Below are 16,290 nucleotides of genomic sequence, written 5' to 3'. Positions count from 1 at the left end.
TATAACACAAACAGTCCCAATGGATGTAGGATCTTTTTTCACAGGGACTGTTTGGATGAACTATTTATTCTTTATCACTACCGTGTTCAGACCCGAAAACCCTTTAAAAAATTCACAGCCTGGCGGATATCTTCCTCCGGATTAGTGCCAACTTCCCGTTCTATGGTCAGGAATCCTGTATAACCGATGTCGTTCAGTGCTTGCAGATAGTTGTTCCAATCAACAGAACCCGCTCCGAGCGGAACTTCACGGAATGCCGAGCCGGTCTCGGCCATTTCAGCGATTTTCTCATGGTCTAATGCTGGTGCTTCATAACCATATTGACCGTAAACATCGCGTGGATCGATATCGGCAAGCTTGAGACCATCTTTAGCATGGGTGTGTACAATGTAGTCTTTTAGAGTATGAACACCTTGCACAGGATCATCACCAGTCACCATGACCATATTGGCCGGATCAAAATTAACGGAAACCCCTCTGGAACCCAGACCGTCGAGGAACGTCTTCAGACGTGCAGCGGGTTCTGGCCCAGTCTCAATCGCAAAATAAGAATTCATCTCATGTGCATATCTGCTAAGTTCCTCACAGGCAATGTGCATGGTTTCATAGATTTTACTGGTAGGGTTAGAAGGAACAATACCGATATGTGTAGTTACGATATCTGTACCTAGCTCCTTGGCCAGCTCCATAATGCGCTTGGACTTTTCAATTTTGGCACGGTTCTGGGCAGGGTCCTGAAAGCCATGTCCGCCTAAATCTCCAACGAGGGCAGAGATTTCTAAACCCAGCGATGCAATGTAATCCTTCCATTCACGGCGTGCTGACTGAGAGAGAGTAGCGGGATCAAATTCGCCTTGTACCGCATAAATCTGAACTCCATCTGCCCCAGCTTCTTTTGCCTTGCGCAATCCCTCTTTCACTCCAACCTGAAAGCTGTCTACGATAACACCGATTTTATTAGTGATAATTGGTTTAACCATGGCATAATCCTCCAGTATAATGAATTAGATTTGGTTCCAAACCCGCTTGATGTATTCCAGCCCCAGTCTTGTTCCCTTACGGCACTCTTCCATTCCCTCAAATTCTACAGAGATATATCCATCGTAACCGCTTTCCTTAACGATTCGAATTACACTCGGCATATCGATGTCTCCTTGACCAACGATGGCACCTCTCAACCAGTTCCCACCGGAGGATTGGAACCAACCTTCGCCAGGCTGGCGGTCTTGCGGACGAATATAGAAATCTTTGAAATGCACCATTGAAGCAAGCTTGATGTTGTTAGGTACAGCTATTAGCGGGTTCTCATCTGCGCACAGGAAGTTCCCAATGTCGAGTGTTGTACGGAAGTTGTCTCTACCCACCGCATGAACCAGCGCCTGTACACGATCGCTGTGCTGAATAAAGTATCCATGATTCTCCACACTGGTCGTAATGCCTAAACCTGCGGCATAATCAGCAATTTCTCGGCAGGCTTCAGCCAAACGTGGAAGCTCTTCCAAAAAATGCGTGATGGATAGATCGTTTGAGGAGGCTACATCATGCCGCATCCGCTGAATGCCTAATGCCGCGCACACGTCTACTTCCCGCTTTACCCGCTCGACTTCCCGCTGCATTTCCGCTGTCTCCAGCCCGGCAAAGTTCGCCCCGATAGCATAATTGGATAACTCTAGTCCACGACCCGCTGCTGTTCGTACAATCTGATCAATTAGCTCAGGATTTTCAACCAAATTGATACCCAAAGGTACAATCTCCGCATGTTCTGCGCCCAGATCGGCGATCGTCTCAATGACTCCTTCAAGCGTGAGCTCACCCGTTGAAAAAGCCGAATGCAAACTGTAAGTGCTGATTCCTAACTTCATAGTTTCACCTCTTCACCTTTGGCTGCGGATTCATAGATCGCGCCGAGTATCTTCATGATTGTAACGCCGTCTTGCACAGGACTAATTGGTGTAGAGCCGGTACTGATGTTGCTAGCAAAATGATTAATTTCATTCTGGAATGCACTGTTGAACTCAAACCCCTTATTATCGGTCTGCGGATAGGTATTGACGATCGTATCCGCCTGTTCTTTAACAATGACTATCTCAGGATCAATTTCAAAACCCCCCTTGTCACCATACAGGCGTACCGAACGCTCGTCTTCTTTGGCATGCAGTGTAAAGCTGACATCGACCATTAGCGAAGCTCCATTCTCAAAGCGAATCAGTGCATTCGCTAAATCTTCCACCGTATTGTTCGCTGCGTCGTAATCGGCGGCTTTATAGAATGAGAGATTCTTAATATTAGAACGATTGCCGAGCTTCCGGTAGGTATTAGCACTTACCGATACTGGATTCGGACGGCCCATCAAATACCAGCATAGATCAATCACATGGACACCAATATCGATCAGCGGTCCGCCGCCGGAGCGTTCAATATCACTGAACCAGCCGCCGGGATTGCCTAGTCTCCGGAACGTCGTTGCTTTTGCATAATAGATTTCGCCGAATTCTCCTTGTTCCACCAACGTCTGAAGGAGCTGGGCATTGGAGTCATAACGTCGTACAAAGCCTACTTGCAAAATCTTGCCGCTCTTTTCCACTGCTTGCTGTACCTGAAGCGCTTCTTCAACCGTACGGCAAAGCGGCTTTTCCACAAGCACATGCTTGCCTGCCTCAAGCGCCGCGATGCTGATCTCGGCATGAGAGTTGTTCCATGTGCAGATGCTGACTGCATCTATTTCGGAATTGGCCAGTAATTCACGATAATCCGTGTATACCTTCTCGACGTTATATTCTTTAGCAACTTCGCGTGCACGTTCTTCATTCAGATCACATACCGCATATATGGTTGTCTGCGGATTATTCCGATAAGCACTTAAGTGCATGCCGGAGATAGAGCCCGTACCTATTACGCCAATTTTGATCTTATCCATTAACACTCGCTCCTTTATTTTGCATAGGTTATGATTCGTATTATAATGATTTCAACCCTAAACACCATGCAGAGCCTTGCGGTTTCATTTGTACAATTGTGCTATAGGAGGTGCAGTCTATAAATGTTGGACTATGATAAACATCTACAGGAACCCATGGACATGCCGGATCCCGAGTTTCCGATTAAAGTACATACCCAGCGTTTCCACCAAGAAGGAGTTATGTTGTTCCCACATCATTGGCATGAGCATCTTGAGTTTATATTTATTGAGAGTGGTGAGGCTGTTTTTGAGTGCGGACGAACACCGATCAACGTTCGGGCTGGCGATTTAGTTGCTGTGAACAGCAACGAGCTGCATTATGGGGTAAGCGCTTCTTCTGATTTATTGTATTATGCGATTATTGCAGATACTTCTTTGCTGCATAGTGCGGTAAGCGACGCTGCCGAAACCAAGTTCATCGCCCCGATTCAGCGGAACCAGCTGCTGTTACGTAACCATATCCGGGGGGATCAGCATATTACTGACTGTGCTTTGGCGATTATTCGGGAACTGGAACGTCGCGAATTTGGTTACGAGCTGGCCGTCAAGTCCGAGCTATACCGCCTGTTAACGCTGTTGTTGCGCAGACATATCGTCACCGTACTCTCACAAGCTGAGCAAGAGAGGCGTATTCAGACCGTTGAACGCTTCGCACCTGTTTTGCGATATATCGATACCCATTACCAGGAACCGATTCAAGTTGACGAACTTGCGGCGCTAACGGGGCTAAGCCGCTTCCATTTCAGCCGTCTCTTTAAGGAACTAACTGGGCATACGATATCTGAATATGTAAATGCTGTCCGTTTAGACCGTGCAGATTATTTGCTCCGCCATACCCAGCTAACGATTTCTGAAATCGCTACCACTACCGGCTTCAGCGATATCTACTATTTCAGCCGCACCTTCAAAAAGCATAAAAAAGTAACCCCTAGCAGTGTGAGGGGATTCTAGTTAGAGTGAACAAAGGACTGCCTCTTGGCAGTCCTTTGTTAGTGTATACAGCGTTCCTCTAGTTAAACTATTATTGCCATACAAGCTGTCCCTTTCTTATTTTTGCTGCATAGATGATTTGGCCTGTATGATAATGGACTTCTCTCACCATCGCTATCATGAGATTAAGAGCAGTGGTCTCGTTATTTACTTGGCTATATGTAAGTGGTGGCAAATTAAGAAAGGGTTGTGACATCAATAACTCCGGGTTAGATTGGAGCCGTTCAAGGTATTGGATAATAATATCAAAAGCATCCCTGGTCATGGTTATAGCTTGTTCTTTTGTCATTTCTAGACCTCTTTCAAACTCCCTCTCTCTATCTCTTGTATCAGGAATATCTAAAAGAATGGTTTCAATTCGTGAGTGTACTGCCCCGCTAATATGAGCAACTAAATTTGCAATACTGTTACTTTCCACGGTTGGGGACCATGTAATATCCTCTTGGGTACATTGCTCGATTGCTTGGAGCGTCCATTTCTTTTCCGATCTAAATTTAACCAACATACTTTCAATTAACTCAATGGCGATATCCATTGCTAACCTCCTATTGATATAACCTATGTAAATTTTACCAAACTCATCTCTACTGTCAAATGAAATCCAGTACCAATGCTATTTTTATGCCACAATGTTTTGTTACATTCTTATCCGAGCTCCTGAGTAGAGTTAATTGATAACGTTTGTTGGCCTTAAAAGAAGGAGTTGGTATATGACACTGGATCATTCAGATTAGTACAAAAGAGACTGATGAGATTATCTACTATTTTTAGAAAAAGGAGATACGAAATGAAACTTAAAAAATGGATTGCCCCTATCCTCACATGTTCTCTGATGAGCCTCTCTTTCGCTACAGGATCTGCAAGTGCAGCAACTAACAGCGAGTATAGCTTGAAATTCAATGCGACTAACTATACTACAAAGACCATAACGGTGGATGGTCAATCCGTCACTTATCGGGCATATGAGAATATCGTTTATGTAAAGAACCCTGTAGATATTAATTATGAAACTATGAACGTCTATGTCCCTGAGGAATACTTCCAGGGTAAGTCGATCGGTAGTTACACCGCCGATACCGCACCTATCTTCTTCCCAAACCAGGTTGGCGGGTATATGCCTGCTCAGCCAGGTAGTACTGAAACAGGTAAAGGAATGGGTATGGGGGCAGGTCCACAGAACGGCGCTCCGAAAACAGACAAGGAATCCGCAGCAGCCCCAGGCGCCGATACAGGAACGGAATTGAATAAACCCGCTGCGGGTAAAGACGAAAACGCAGGAACACCTTCATCTGAATCTCCCAGTGCTATCGCAGTTGCCCTGTCCAAAGGTTATGTGGTCGCATCTCCAGGCGCTCGCGGTAGAACTACAAAGGACGAAAAAGGTGTTTACACTGGTAAGGCACCCGCAGCTATCGTAGATCTGAAGGCGGCTGTCCGCTACCTTCGCTTTAACGACGACATTATGCCTGGTGACGCCGAGAAGATCATCTCTAACGGCACAAGTGCTGGCGGCGCGCTCTCCGCATTACTGGGTGCTACCGGCAACAATGCGGAATATGAGCCTTATTTGGAAGCGATCGGAGCAGCTGATGAGCGTGACGACGTTTTTGCCGTTTCGGCCTACACGCCGATTACGAATCTAGATAACGCAGATGCAGCTTATGAGTGGCAATTCAACGGAATTAACACTTATGAAAAACTTGATTTCTCCGGAAATACGGATTTTAACATGGAAAGAAAGTTGGTAGAAGGAACATTGACGGAGGATCAGATTCAGGTATCTAACGAACTGGAAGCTATGTTCCCTGAATACGTCAATAGTCTAGGACTTACGAATACTGACGGAACAGCTTTGAAGATGGATGCGGACGGCAATGGCACCTTTAAAGATTACATCAAAGCTTTTGTGATCGCTTCAGCGCAAAAAGCGTTAAAATCGGGTACAGATCTGTCCGACAAAACCTGGATCACCATTGAAAATGGCACTGTTACGGATATCGACTATGATCAATATCTTGCTTACTTGGGCAGAATGAAACTGCCTGGAGCCTTTGACGGTTTAGACCTGAGCAATGGTGAAAACGATCTATTCGGCACAGCGAATGTCGCTGCACAGCATTTTACTCAGTTCGGTTTGGAGCATGATACAGCGGGGGGAACACTTGCTGACCAGAATCTAGTGAAAATGATGAATCCAATGAACTATATCAGCACTGAGGGAACAACCACTACAAATAATTGGCGGATTCGGATGGGAACCAAGGATAGTGATACTTCCCTCGCTGTTTCTACTATATTGGCAACAGAGCTTGAGAACAAAGGTTCAAACGTTGACTTTGCAATGGCTTGGGATATTCCACACAGCGGAGATTACGATCTGGATGAGCTTTTTGCTTGGGCGGACAAGGTTAGTGCTACTTCACCAAAAGCATTCGCAGCTGCCATTCCTTCCAAATCATCATTGTTGGTGAATGGTAACAAGATATCTGTTAACGCGTACAATATCGACGGCAGCAACTATTTTAAATTACGGGACATTGCTATGGCTGTAAACAACACTACACAACAGTTTGAAGTGATATCGGATGAAAATACGAATACTTTAAACATTACATCTGACAAAACGTACACTCCGACGGGCATTGAACTTTCAGCATCTGTAAATACTAGTTCAAAGACCGGTGTTATGACAGCCACTAAGATAACTTTGAACGGACAAGAGATTTCAGTAACGGGCTATAATATCGGCGGTAGTGAGTATTTTAAGCTGAGGGATATTGCAAAATCACTTGATTTTAATTTGGAATGGGATGCTGGAACGCACACCATAAGTATAGATACTTCTAACATCTATAAGGACAGTAATAAATAATAGAACAGTAACTTATTCTGGTTACAAGAGGCCGATCCTTCAATCGGTCTCTTTCCATTCCATTTAGAATGCGATTATTTCCCTCACGAACATGCAGTCTTCCTTGCTCCTTTTAGACAATTTACATACAATAAGGTCCAAGATATCGGAATAAAGGTGGTAGCTATGCAGGGTAAAGTGAACATACTAATTTGTGATGACAATATAGCTGTACATGAGAGCATATCTGCTTATTTACAGGCGGAAAATATGGAATATGAATCCGTATACAATGGTGAGGAAGTTCTTTACAAATTGGAAGATCAGCATTTTGATCTCATAATTCTAGATATTATGCTGCCTGGACTTTTTGGGACAGAGGTCTGCCGTAAGATTCGCTTGACTAGTAACGTCCCGATTATAATGCTGAGCGCAAAAGGTGAGGAAACTGACCGCATATTAGGCTTGGAAATTGGTGCAGATGACTATATTACAAAACCGTTCTCCCCCCGGGAGGTCGTCACAAGAGTAAAAACCATTTTAAAACGCACTCATTACACCTTTCCAAGTGAAGACGCCATCCTGACGCTGGGAGAAATGAAGATTGACCGAAATGCTTTTAATATCAAAATTAATGGATCACGAATGGAATTCACACCTAAAGAGATCGAATTGCTTATCTATTTTACAATTAATAAAAACAAGGTGCTTTCAAGAGAACAAATCTTAAATAAGGTCTGGGGTTATGATTATTTCGGTGATACTAGAGCCGTTGATAATCTCATAAAAAGAATGAGAAAAAAACTGCCTGAAAAGAATTTGGGATTTGAAATCAAGTCTGTTTATGGGATGGGCTACAAAATGGAGACTTCCACATGAAAAAAGTAACTTCCAACAAAAAAGTGATTTATCTGGCCATCCTCTTTTGTTTCATTTTAGGACAACTTGGAGGAACCTTGATTATTAAACAGCTTTTTTTGAATTATAAATTAAAAGATATGCTGCCTCAGGCCTCTGCTATAGCTGCTGAAATGGCACAAAATGAGATGAGCATTCGAGGTTTTAAACCGTATCTTATGAAGGTGTATGATTTAGAGGGGAATGACCTTTCACCTGGTGACGAAAATAAGCATCTTTTTTTCAATGTTACATCGGAAGAATTCAAGGATGCCCTTATAGATTATATTCCCGAAGTAATTAAGTACAATAAATTCGCTGCGATTAAAAATATTAATGGGTTTCCGAGTAAATCCATTGTCGTAGGTGCACCTATTATTCAGGATAAACAAGCGGTCGGAGTCGTCTTTTTATTAGAACCTGGTAGTGAATTTCAGGCGGTATTGAATGGCTTCTATTACGTTTTTACAGGTACCCTTCTGTTAGGCACACTAATAATCAGCTTCTTTATATCCTCCTATCTAAAGGAGATGAAGCAGCTTGAAAAGACTCGTCGGGATTATATAGCGAATATTAGCCATGAGCTGAAATCTCCCATTGCCTCTATCAGAGCTTTAACGGAGACGCTGGCAGATGGAATGATTCAAGATGAAGAAAAAACAAATAAATACTATGGAATTATTTTATCCGAATGTGCGCGCTTGCAACGATTGATTTATGATGTACTGGAATTATCAAGAATGCAAAATAAAAAAGAAACTTGGAATAAAGAAAAAATAGATACTCAGGAATTAGTCATGTTTATTGAGTCTAAATACTCTTTCTTGTCCGATGAAATGGGCATTGTATTTGAGATTACAGATAACGCCAGAAACCTTCCAGATGTTTTTTCTAATAAAGATAAAGTGTTGCAATTAGTCAATATTTTGATGGATAACGCCATGAAATACGTTCAGGAGGATGGGAAAATAACTTTTGATGCTATTGTGCATTCGAGGGTTGTAACTGTGCAGATATCAGACAATGGACCCGGCATTGCAAAAGAGCACCTCCCTTATATCTTTGAAAGATTTTACAAAAGTGAACAGTCCCATAATGAAAAAGGAAGTGGTCTTGGGCTTGCTATCGCCGAGGAAATTGTAAATGGTCTGGGAGAAAAAATATTGGTTACAAGCAAACAGGGAAAAGGAACGGCTTTTCAATTTACCATTAGACGGTTCAAATAATAACTCTCTCATTTAACACCAAGAAGGTCAGGTAAGGGTATTTCCCTCTACTGACCTTCTTATATTTTATTAATTGTGTAAAAGAAACTATCTTCCATCTTATGGGTATAATTAACATAAAGCTCTATAGGAGGGAAAATCATTGAGAAAAATAAGGAAGCTGATTCTTTTAGGATTTTGCATCATGATTTTACCGGGAACCGTAATTTATGCTGCAGTTGGCTCATCTGAAGTTTCATTATATTTGAATAATGTGCTTCAAAAACAGCCCGCAATATTGTCCGAAGGTTCGATTTCCTTGACGACTGAACAGTTGTCTAAAGATTTATTTGCACTATTCGCCTTGGATGAATCAGGTAAAACCGTTCGAATCTACAAGCCTAATATAAACATGGTTATGCTCGATAATAACGGAGAGATTTTTGGTAAAGTAAAAAGCCCGTCACGTTTTGCATTTTCGACTCTATTACAGGTGGATCATTTAAAAACAGAAATTTCAGATATTAAGGTTGTGATCACCGATCCTGCGGATAAAACAGAAACCATTGATGCTCAACAAATTAAGAACAGCGAAGAAAACTTTTGGTTCAAAACCAATGAGTATACATATTCCTTTACTACAAAGGGCACCTACACTATTCAAGTATTTTTTAAAGATGTGGCTTCGAAAAAGTGGTTTCCTGTCTCCGAAATCGATATATTTGGCATTTGAATTCCAGTTATAATGGACTCCGCTCATTCTATTCTTATCGCGATATTACCAAATTGTTCTCCCTGCTGCATTCGGTGAAATGCCTGAACTGTGTCTTGTAACGGATACACTCGATCAATGATAGGTCGAATCGAATGGTGTTCCATAAATTGAAGCATATCCGCAAACTCTTCACTACTTCCCATTGAGCTACCTATGATACTAATTTGCGGGAAAAATATGGCTCGCGTCGGGATTTCGATTCGATCTCCTGAGCTTGCACCAAACGTAACAATACGTCCATTGGGTTTAATAATATCAAAGTAATGTGGGAACGTCGCAGGCCCAATGCTGTCGAGGATGAGATGAACGGTGTCTCCTTTCATGCTTTCCTTCCAGTTGCTATGACTGTCAAACGCATGATCAGCTCCATGAGCGAGTGCAGCTTGTCTTTTCGTTTCACTGCGTGAAGTGACACTGATACGTGCACCCACCGCTGAAGCCATCATCATGGCATAAGTCGCAACCCCACCACCAATGCCAGGTATAAGAACATGTTCACCTTTCTTTAAGCGGCCTCTAGTGAATAGCGCCCGATAGGCTGTTAAGGCAGATAAGGGCAGCACGCCGGCTTCTTCCCATGACAGGTAAGCTGGCTTGCTGATGGCATTTTGCGCAGGAATGATGATTGACTCAGCGAATGTGCCTTCTGAAGGTCCCCCTACAATGGCTGGAACGTTTGGAACATTGTCGCTATATTCCCATCCGATGCACGGATTAATGATGACATCTTCACCTACATTATGATCCAGCACACCTTCACCTATTGCTTCAATTCTCCCCGCGCCATCAGAGCCGATAATCAAAGGAACATCCTGTTTTGTTCGGTCATCCATGATAAACAAGTCCCTGTGGTTCAGCCCTGCAGCCATTAACCTAACCTTCACTTCTCCAATCCCCGGTTTCTTATCCATAATCTCTTTATAGTTCAAGCCCTTCAGGCCACCTTCTCCAGCATGTACAATGGCTTTCATCATCCAAGCCCCTTCCTCAAGTTGTTATTAATGAATCTATAATAAATTTTACATAGTGGGTGTAATCCAGTAAAATGATCAAAACTGAAGGTGACTATCATAAATCATCATACCAAGAAGGTGCAAAGGAAATGGAAAGTGGAGATTTGAGAATATTTCAAGCGGTTGCTCGCGAGGGTAGCATAACGAAGGCTGCTCAAGTCTTGAATTATGTCCAGTCAAATGTGACGAACCGGATTCAGTATCTAGAAGCTCAGCTGAAAATCCCCCTATTTCGTCGATCCAATCGAGGGATGACGTTAACGCCGGCAGGTGAGAACTTACTGGTATATACAGACAAAATATTATTACTAATGGACGAGGCTGTGATAACCACACAATACTCTGAGCACCCTGCTGGTCCGCTCCGTTTAGGTTCCATCGAAACAACAGCGGCTACTCATCTGACACCTCTGCTAACCGAATATCACTTACGATATCCCGAGGTTAATCTATCGCTTATAACGGGAGAAACGCATAACCTCTTACAAAAGGTGCTTGATTACCAACTAGATGGAGCCTTTGTTTATGGACCCATTGACCAGCCTGATATAGAACATGTTGTTGCTTTCGAAGAGGAGCTGGTGCTTATCTCACAACCAGGTAAGAGCGAAATGCGCGAATTGCTTACAAAGCCAATGTTGTTTTTCGACGTCGGATGTACACATCGTGCCAAAGCTGAGAGTTTCCTAAATGAAAGCGGGATGAGCTCTTATAAGATTATGGAATACGGAACGTTAGATGTAATTCTAAGTGGGGTTTCAGCTGGACTCGGCGTGTCAATGCTGCCCCAATCTTCGATTTCCAAGGCCGAAGAGGCGGGAGTAATTACTTCCCACCGTCTGCCTGAAGGATATCGAGATTTGCAGGTATTGTTTGTGTATCGCCGGAACGCGGTTTTTTCTAGTGCGTTGTCAAAATTAATCCAAATGATCGAAGAAATATAGCAAACATACATATTGGGGATTGATTATATTCGAGCGCAAAGCTTGTTTATTAATCAAACCCTTTTCAGCTTTTTACGATTATACTTGGTATGTCTTGTTCCCATTTACTCACCACGAATCACTCGAAAACCTTGATCAGGGCCCATACCATTCGCTTCGAACTTTCCCCGAAATGAAATCTCGTTGTTGCTAATGCCGCCGATCCACCCGCCACCCTTTACAACCCGAAAAGAACCGCTCTTACTATCTATATCTCCGTACCAGTTCCAACACCATTCCCTAACATTCCCTGACATATCGTAAAGACCTAGCTCATTAGGTTTTTTGCCACCAATAGATTTTGTTTTGTTATGGTTGTTTTCTATGATCGGCCAGTTCCAATCTCCTGATAAGTATTTGTCTCCAGCGTTTTGCCAATACCATGCTACTTCATCTGCTTTATTGCTTCCACTGTAGGTGTAACTTTTGCTTAACTGTCCTCCACTTGCAGCATATTCCCACTCTGCTTCAGTAGGCAATCGGTAACCATTAGCTCCTGCATTGAGCGTTACTGTCCATTTTAAATTATCATTATCACTCTTATTATTCGGATCTTTTTTATTTTTATCTATATTGTAATAGGGTTTGAACCCCTCTTTTATACTTCTTTTATTACAGTAATCTATTACGTCATACCAGTTAACCATTTCTACTGGCAAGTTGTCGCCTTTGAATGCTGAAGGGTTGCTTCCCATTATTTCAACCCACTCTTTCTGAGTAACTTCATATTGCCCGATATAAAAATTTGATATAGTTGTACTTTTGTAGTTGGAATTTGTGTTAATGAAAGCCCCGCCTTTGACTAATACATAAGTATCCTTCTGTTCAGGCTTTTCTTGCGAACAAGCGCTGATAACAACTACTATTAAAAGAGAAATTAATAGTTTTCTCATGGATATATCTCCTTTCCAACCACTGGTATGTAGTTAAGTATCATTTGTTGAATGATCTAGAATGATCTAAGGCTGCCGGCTGTGGACCGACAACCTTAGCAATGACAGTGATTAATAGTTATTTTAATCATCTGGAGATGCCTGAGCTGGTCCGATGCTCAAGTTACCATACTGTTACGTTTGAGCTCCCGCTACTTTGATATCCTTCTGTCGCTAACACCTGATAAGACCAACTGCTGCCCAGATTCATTCCGTAACTTTTCCAAGCATTAACGTGGTTGGCAAAAGTGATCGCGACATTGCTTCCCGTTGCTCGTTTGGATTGTCTTACACTCCAAAACTGTGTGAAGGTTGCCGTACCATCAATAGAAGGGGCGTTCGTTCTCGTAGTCGTATATATATCATATGTGCCTCCATCACTGGTCACGGTACCTTTATAAGTTCCAGTAGGTCTATAAGTGCCCCAGCTATCAACGACGTAATATTCTATGAGGGAGTTTCTCGTCCACCCATAAAGAGTTAAATACCCATTGCCGGATGGTGCCCAGACGCCTGCATTGTAGTTTATTGTTCTAGATGGGGATCCAGTATTCCAACCTTTACCAACAACAAAGTTACCAGTATTTGACCATGTAACACTGTAATTCCCACCAGATCCATTAGTAGCATTTACTGTCCCGCCACCATCGGTCCAATTTTGCCAATAGTCTGTCGCTGCACTTGAGGTTGCTGCAAACAAGCTGAAACTCATTGAAGCTGCCATAATTACAGTCACGATTTTCTTGTTAAATTTAAACATAATCTACCTCCTGAAATTTTTTGTCACTACATACCTACATACTGCTTGTCTGTATTTCTAGTAGTCGAAGCAATTCCTTGTTGGGGCAGATTCGCAACACCACTTCCTTCCATATATATTAATGTAAGCGATTACATATGGAATTTTATCATAGATCGTTTACTATTTAATCTCTTCAAATTAAAGCTTTTACCCTAAAAAGTATTGTTCTTTTGGGATACCTTATTCACTGGATTTTTGTATCTGCCACAATTACAATCCAGTATTTTTTAGTAACACGTTCATAAACCAAGGCTTAATCAGTGGTAAGGCTACTGCTGGTTGCATAGCTTTTGTATGGTCCATCTGGGCTCCCGAAAGGATTTCAACATCCCAGCCTAAATCCGCCAACTGCTCCTTATTCTTTTTTAACAACCCGACGATGTCAACGGTAACGCTCCCGAAATTTTCACCGTAAACAATCGTATCATTTCCACCTGCAAAAGCTAGTTTAGGGAGACTAAGCAAATGTTGAATACTGCGATCATCAAAGGCTGTGAGGCTCTGGTATAGAGAGACAAATTGTGCTGTAACACGGGTATCTATGGTAACCTTTATATTGTCCCAATCCATTTCGTTTGGATTCTCCGATCCTGTTGGGCTTTCTACAGATTCATTTTGGTTACTCAAAGCTTGTGTATGTGTTTTATGGGTCACAACCCTCATTTCTTGATAGGGGCCATTATAGGGTGGAAAACCTCCCATTACCAAACTCTCCAAGCGATCTGTTCTTATAGCCATTTGCAATCCAATCAACGCAAGCCAGGAATAACCGTAGTAACTAAAGCTTGTAACATTCATTTCATCCGCAATGTGGAGAAGATCCTTCACAATATGATCTGCTGTTAGATTTTCCTCTGGATATTGAAATAGATGACCTTCATAATCGAAATAAAGCACTTGAAACGTATCCGCTAATCCTTCAACAAAATGTTTGCCTAATTCGGGATCTACTCTCCATAGCTTTAAGTTTTCTGCTTCCTGATTGTACACAGATTTTTTAGCGATGGGTAACATGAGGGTTGGACAATCTGGAAGTCCTGCCATACCTACTTCTATTTCTGATTGGTTTGCTAATTGTATTATCTTTTTCAATGAACTCACTCCTTTGTGTTCTATAAAAGTATCATATAACATTCATGCAATCTTTCGGTTTATCCCTCTACCTCCCTTGATATATCTACCTAAATTCGATTTAATATTGTTGTAGCACTTGAAGGTTCAACTTTAATGTTTTGGGGTGATGATGTTTATGGAAGAGATATATACACCTACACTGATAGCTAAGCAATTAAATGTGAGTACCACTACTTTAAGGAGATACGAAGATCAAGGTTTAATTCCAGATGTACCAAGGACCGCCAGCAACCGCAGATGTTACACTTCCATCCATGTGCAAGCTTTTATTACCATTCGGGCATTATTGCAGGGATATGAAATTCCGGTTGTGTACGATGTGATGAGGAAGATAAAAGGCCAGCAGATGGAGTCTGCTCTTTGGGCAATCAATCAAGAGCAACATAAGACCCAAGTGGAAAAAGAAAGGTTAGAGGAAGTCTTACGCATGTTTCGGGATGTTGATTTATCTAAATACAAAGATTTAACTGTATCAGATTCAATGACGATTGGTGAAGTTGCACAAATGGCAGGAGTTAATCCATCAGCTATTCGGCATTGGGAACAAGAAGGGCTAATCTCTTCGAATAGGAACAAAGATAATGGCTACAGAGTCTTCACTTTAACGGAATTAAGAAAAATTATTCTTATCAGCAGTTTAAGGAAAACTGTTTATTATATCGAGAATATGAAACAGCTTTTGAATGAAATAGAAACACATAACTACAAAAAAGTGGAGATATCCTTTCAGCTTGCCTTACAAAAATTGAATTCTCAATTAATGAAGCAATTTTTCGCGATAGCTGAACTTACAAACTATGTGAAATTGTATAAAAGTAATGCCGAGTAACATATTGATCATAGAAAAAGGACTACCTTGCGGTAGCCCTTTTGTGCCTATTTGAACTTGATGTCAACAATCTTCCCGCTTTCCACAAAACCAATATTTCGATAAACCTTATTCGAGTCAGGATTCTTTAAATCAGCATAAAGCATGGGCACTAAATCCTCCGATAAAAGAACGGAACATAACTCTGCTACTAGTGCACTTGCATAACCTTTTTTCCGGCAAGACGGTGGTGTGTATACCGCATTTATTCTGGAATATCTTGCCGACCTATGTGCAATGTACGCCATCGATACAGGTTTATCGTCTACAAACCATATATACAAGTTCCCTGTCTCAATCATCCTCTTGGCATCTAGAATTTTAGCTTCTGGGTTCACCCTAACCCCATAAGCCCCCTCTGAGAAACCCGCCAAAAACTCTGCTACAATGGCCACATTTTTTCTCGTTCCTTGTTGCATTATGCCTTTTACGTTCAAAGGTTTCTTTGGATCTGTACAGAAATAAGATTCTATAGTCATCGTGGACTCATATTGAAGATGATTTGCCTGAGAATACAGCTGTGCAAAACGTTCTGTTGTTTTTGGTTCTCCAGATACTCCCGGTAATGTAGTCTCTTTAAGAAATTCTATAAGTTCTTCGTAGAGAACGGCCTTCTTATCCTCGACAATATCCTTAGAACTCCAAAGCCAAGCGTTATGTCCCGTTGACTGGGCATAAATCATTGTTTCATCAAAATCTTTTAAGCAAGTAGAACTCTTCGACTCGCAAATAAGGTGAATCAGGTTGTATTGAACCTCATCAGCAATAAACATATCCTGGCTAAGTATTCGATCGGAGACATTGATTTTTTGAAACATTGTTACTCCTCCTTATTTATTTATAAGAACGCAAAAAACTCCGTCCCATTAGGGACGGAGTAG

The 16,290-nt window shown here is 41.9% G+C and carries 16 protein-coding genes and 1 other annotated feature (1 of these 17 running past the window's edge); of the genes, 7 read left to right on the top strand and 9 right to left on the bottom strand.

Annotated elements, in window-relative coordinates; all coding sequences use genetic code 11:
- Nucleotides 1–86 precede the first annotated feature (86 nt).
- Genes NST94_RS14670 through NST94_RS14660 form a run of 3 tightly spaced genes read right to left on the bottom strand, consistent with a single transcriptional unit; the run spans nucleotide 87 to nucleotide 2,917 of the window.
- Nucleotides 87–980: a sugar phosphate isomerase/epimerase family protein gene (locus NST94_RS14670; RefSeq protein WP_280752970.1), complete on the bottom strand. Its 894-nt coding sequence runs from the start codon at nucleotides 978–980 to the stop codon at nucleotides 87–89.
- A 24-nt stretch (nucleotides 981–1,004) separates the two neighbouring features.
- Entirely contained in the window at nucleotides 1,005–1,862 is an 858-nt protein-coding gene (locus NST94_RS14665) for a sugar phosphate isomerase/epimerase family protein (protein ID WP_076125572.1), read from the bottom strand.
- A complete protein-coding gene (locus NST94_RS14660; RefSeq protein WP_076307811.1) occupies nucleotides 1,859–2,917 on the bottom strand; it encodes a Gfo/Idh/MocA family oxidoreductase in 1,059 nt (352 codons plus the stop codon). Before NST94_RS14660 ends, NST94_RS14665 begins: the two co-directional genes overlap by 4 nt.
- Before the next feature lie 123 nt (nucleotides 2,918–3,040).
- Between NST94_RS14660 and NST94_RS14655 the strand changes: the two genes are divergently transcribed.
- Nucleotides 3,041–3,910 (top strand): AraC family transcriptional regulator, encoded by an 870-nt coding sequence (locus NST94_RS14655; protein ID WP_076125575.1) that lies wholly within the window; start codon nucleotides 3,041–3,043, stop codon nucleotides 3,908–3,910.
- A 70-nt stretch (nucleotides 3,911–3,980) separates the two neighbouring features.
- Here the strand turns inward: NST94_RS14655 and NST94_RS14650 are convergent, their stop codons facing one another.
- Entirely contained in the window at nucleotides 3,981–4,484 is a 504-nt protein-coding gene (locus NST94_RS14650) for a DUF1572 family protein (RefSeq protein ID WP_036677310.1), read from the bottom strand.
- Nucleotides 4,485–4,736: 252 nt separating this feature from the next.
- Here NST94_RS14650 and NST94_RS14645 point away from each other — a divergent pair, with 252 nt between their 5' ends.
- The 4 genes from NST94_RS14645 to NST94_RS14630 all read left to right on the top strand — a co-directional run bounded on the left by NST94_RS14645 (nucleotide 4,737) and on the right by NST94_RS14630 (nucleotide 9,635).
- A complete protein-coding gene (locus NST94_RS14645; protein WP_339282103.1) occupies nucleotides 4,737–6,821 on the top strand; it encodes a subtype B tannase in 2,085 nt (694 codons plus the stop codon).
- 165 nt (nucleotides 6,822–6,986) lie between these two features.
- Nucleotides 6,987–7,679, top strand: coding sequence for a response regulator transcription factor (locus NST94_RS14640; protein ID WP_076184620.1), 693 nt, complete (start codon nucleotides 6,987–6,989; stop codon nucleotides 7,677–7,679).
- Complete coding sequence (locus tag NST94_RS14635) at nucleotides 7,676–8,923, top strand: ATP-binding protein (protein WP_248548273.1); 1,248 nt, start codon at nucleotides 7,676–7,678, stop codon at nucleotides 8,921–8,923. The genes NST94_RS14640 and NST94_RS14635 overlap by 4 nt, the downstream gene beginning before the upstream one ends.
- Nucleotides 8,924–9,065: 142 nt before the next feature.
- Entirely contained in the window at nucleotides 9,066–9,635 is a 570-nt protein-coding gene (locus NST94_RS14630) for a hypothetical protein (protein ID WP_339282102.1), read from the top strand.
- A 23-nt stretch (nucleotides 9,636–9,658) separates the two neighbouring features.
- Here NST94_RS14630 and NST94_RS14625 read toward each other — a convergent pair whose 3' ends face one another.
- Nucleotides 9,659–10,648, bottom strand: a complete 990-nt coding sequence (locus NST94_RS14625; protein WP_076302135.1) for a zinc-binding dehydrogenase — start codon at nucleotides 10,646–10,648, stop codon at nucleotides 9,659–9,661.
- A gap of 131 nt (nucleotides 10,649–10,779) precedes the next feature.
- Here NST94_RS14625 and NST94_RS14620 point away from each other — a divergent pair, with 131 nt between their 5' ends.
- Entirely contained in the window at nucleotides 10,780–11,634 is an 855-nt protein-coding gene (locus NST94_RS14620; protein ID WP_076302134.1) for a LysR family transcriptional regulator, read from the top strand.
- 104 nt (nucleotides 11,635–11,738) lie between these two features.
- On the opposite strand, the gene NST94_RS14615 is transcribed toward NST94_RS14620, so the two are convergent.
- From NST94_RS14615 to NST94_RS14605, 3 genes are all read right to left on the bottom strand, one after another.
- On the bottom strand, nucleotides 11,739–12,566 hold the full coding sequence (locus NST94_RS14615; protein WP_076280618.1) for an SUMF1/EgtB/PvdO family nonheme iron enzyme: 828 nt from the start codon (nucleotides 12,564–12,566) through the stop codon (nucleotides 11,739–11,741).
- A 163-nt stretch (nucleotides 12,567–12,729) separates the two neighbouring features.
- Nucleotides 12,730–13,365, bottom strand: a complete 636-nt coding sequence (locus NST94_RS14610) for a glycoside hydrolase family 11 protein (RefSeq protein WP_036677315.1) — start codon at nucleotides 13,363–13,365, stop codon at nucleotides 12,730–12,732.
- 252 nt (nucleotides 13,366–13,617) lie between these two features.
- Complete coding sequence (locus tag NST94_RS14605) at nucleotides 13,618–14,499, bottom strand: alpha/beta hydrolase (protein ID WP_076281125.1); 882 nt, start codon at nucleotides 14,497–14,499, stop codon at nucleotides 13,618–13,620.
- Nucleotides 14,500–14,656: 157 nt separating this feature from the next.
- Here NST94_RS14605 and NST94_RS14600 point away from each other — a divergent pair, with 157 nt between their 5' ends.
- Nucleotides 14,657–15,370, top strand: coding sequence for a MerR family DNA-binding transcriptional regulator (locus NST94_RS14600; RefSeq protein ID WP_339282101.1), 714 nt, complete (start codon nucleotides 14,657–14,659; stop codon nucleotides 15,368–15,370).
- Between the two features lie 47 nt (nucleotides 15,371–15,417).
- Here the strand turns inward: NST94_RS14600 and NST94_RS14595 are convergent, their stop codons facing one another.
- On the bottom strand, nucleotides 15,418–16,227 hold the full coding sequence (locus NST94_RS14595; protein ID WP_339282100.1) for a GNAT family N-acetyltransferase: 810 nt from the start codon (nucleotides 16,225–16,227) through the stop codon (nucleotides 15,418–15,420).
- A 47-nt stretch (nucleotides 16,228–16,274) separates the two neighbouring features.
- Nucleotides 16,275–16,290, bottom strand: a binding site (T-box leader); it runs 225 nt beyond the window's last position.

Source organism: Paenibacillus sp. FSL H8-0282, assembly GCF_037963825.1.
In the GTDB taxonomy this organism is placed as follows: domain Bacteria; phylum Bacillota; class Bacilli; order Paenibacillales; family Paenibacillaceae; genus Paenibacillus_AQ; species Paenibacillus_AQ odorifer.
This window is presented reverse-complemented; position numbering and strand designations above follow the sequence as displayed.

Bases quoted from the DNA above. Each gene is read 5' to 3' on its own strand.
- NST94_RS14645 (WP_339282103.1), top strand. From the start codon at position 4,737: ATGAAACTTAAAAAATGGATTGCCCCTATCCTCACATGTTCTCTGATG.
- NST94_RS14615 (WP_076280618.1), bottom strand. From the start codon at position 12,566: ATGAGAAAACTATTAATTTCTCTTTTAATAGTAGTTGTTATCAGCGCT.
- NST94_RS14600 (WP_339282101.1), top strand. From the start codon at position 14,657: ATGGAAGAGATATATACACCTACACTGATAGCTAAGCAATTAAATGTG.
- NST94_RS14635 (WP_248548273.1), top strand. From the start codon at position 7,676: ATGAAAAAAGTAACTTCCAACAAAAAAGTGATTTATCTGGCCATCCTC.
- NST94_RS14650 (WP_036677310.1), bottom strand. From the start codon at position 4,484: ATGGATATCGCCATTGAGTTAATTGAAAGTATGTTGGTTAAATTTAGA.
- NST94_RS14655 (WP_076125575.1), top strand. From the start codon at position 3,041: ATGTTGGACTATGATAAACATCTACAGGAACCCATGGACATGCCGGAT.
- NST94_RS14665 (WP_076125572.1), bottom strand. From the start codon at position 1,862: ATGAAGTTAGGAATCAGCACTTACAGTTTGCATTCGGCTTTTTCAACG.
- NST94_RS14620 (WP_076302134.1), top strand. From the start codon at position 10,780: ATGGAAAGTGGAGATTTGAGAATATTTCAAGCGGTTGCTCGCGAGGGT.
- NST94_RS14660 (WP_076307811.1), bottom strand. From the start codon at position 2,917: ATGGATAAGATCAAAATTGGCGTAATAGGTACGGGCTCTATCTCCGGC.
- NST94_RS14625 (WP_076302135.1), bottom strand. From the start codon at position 10,648: ATGAAAGCCATTGTACATGCTGGAGAAGGTGGCCTGAAGGGCTTGAAC.
- NST94_RS14595 (WP_339282100.1), bottom strand. From the start codon at position 16,227: ATGTTTCAAAAAATCAATGTCTCCGATCGAATACTTAGCCAGGATATG.
- NST94_RS14610 (WP_036677315.1), bottom strand. From the start codon at position 13,365: ATGTTTAAATTTAACAAGAAAATCGTGACTGTAATTATGGCAGCTTCA.
- NST94_RS14670 (WP_280752970.1), bottom strand. From the start codon at position 980: ATGGTTAAACCAATTATCACTAATAAAATCGGTGTTATCGTAGACAGC.
- NST94_RS14640 (WP_076184620.1), top strand. From the start codon at position 6,987: ATGCAGGGTAAAGTGAACATACTAATTTGTGATGACAATATAGCTGTA.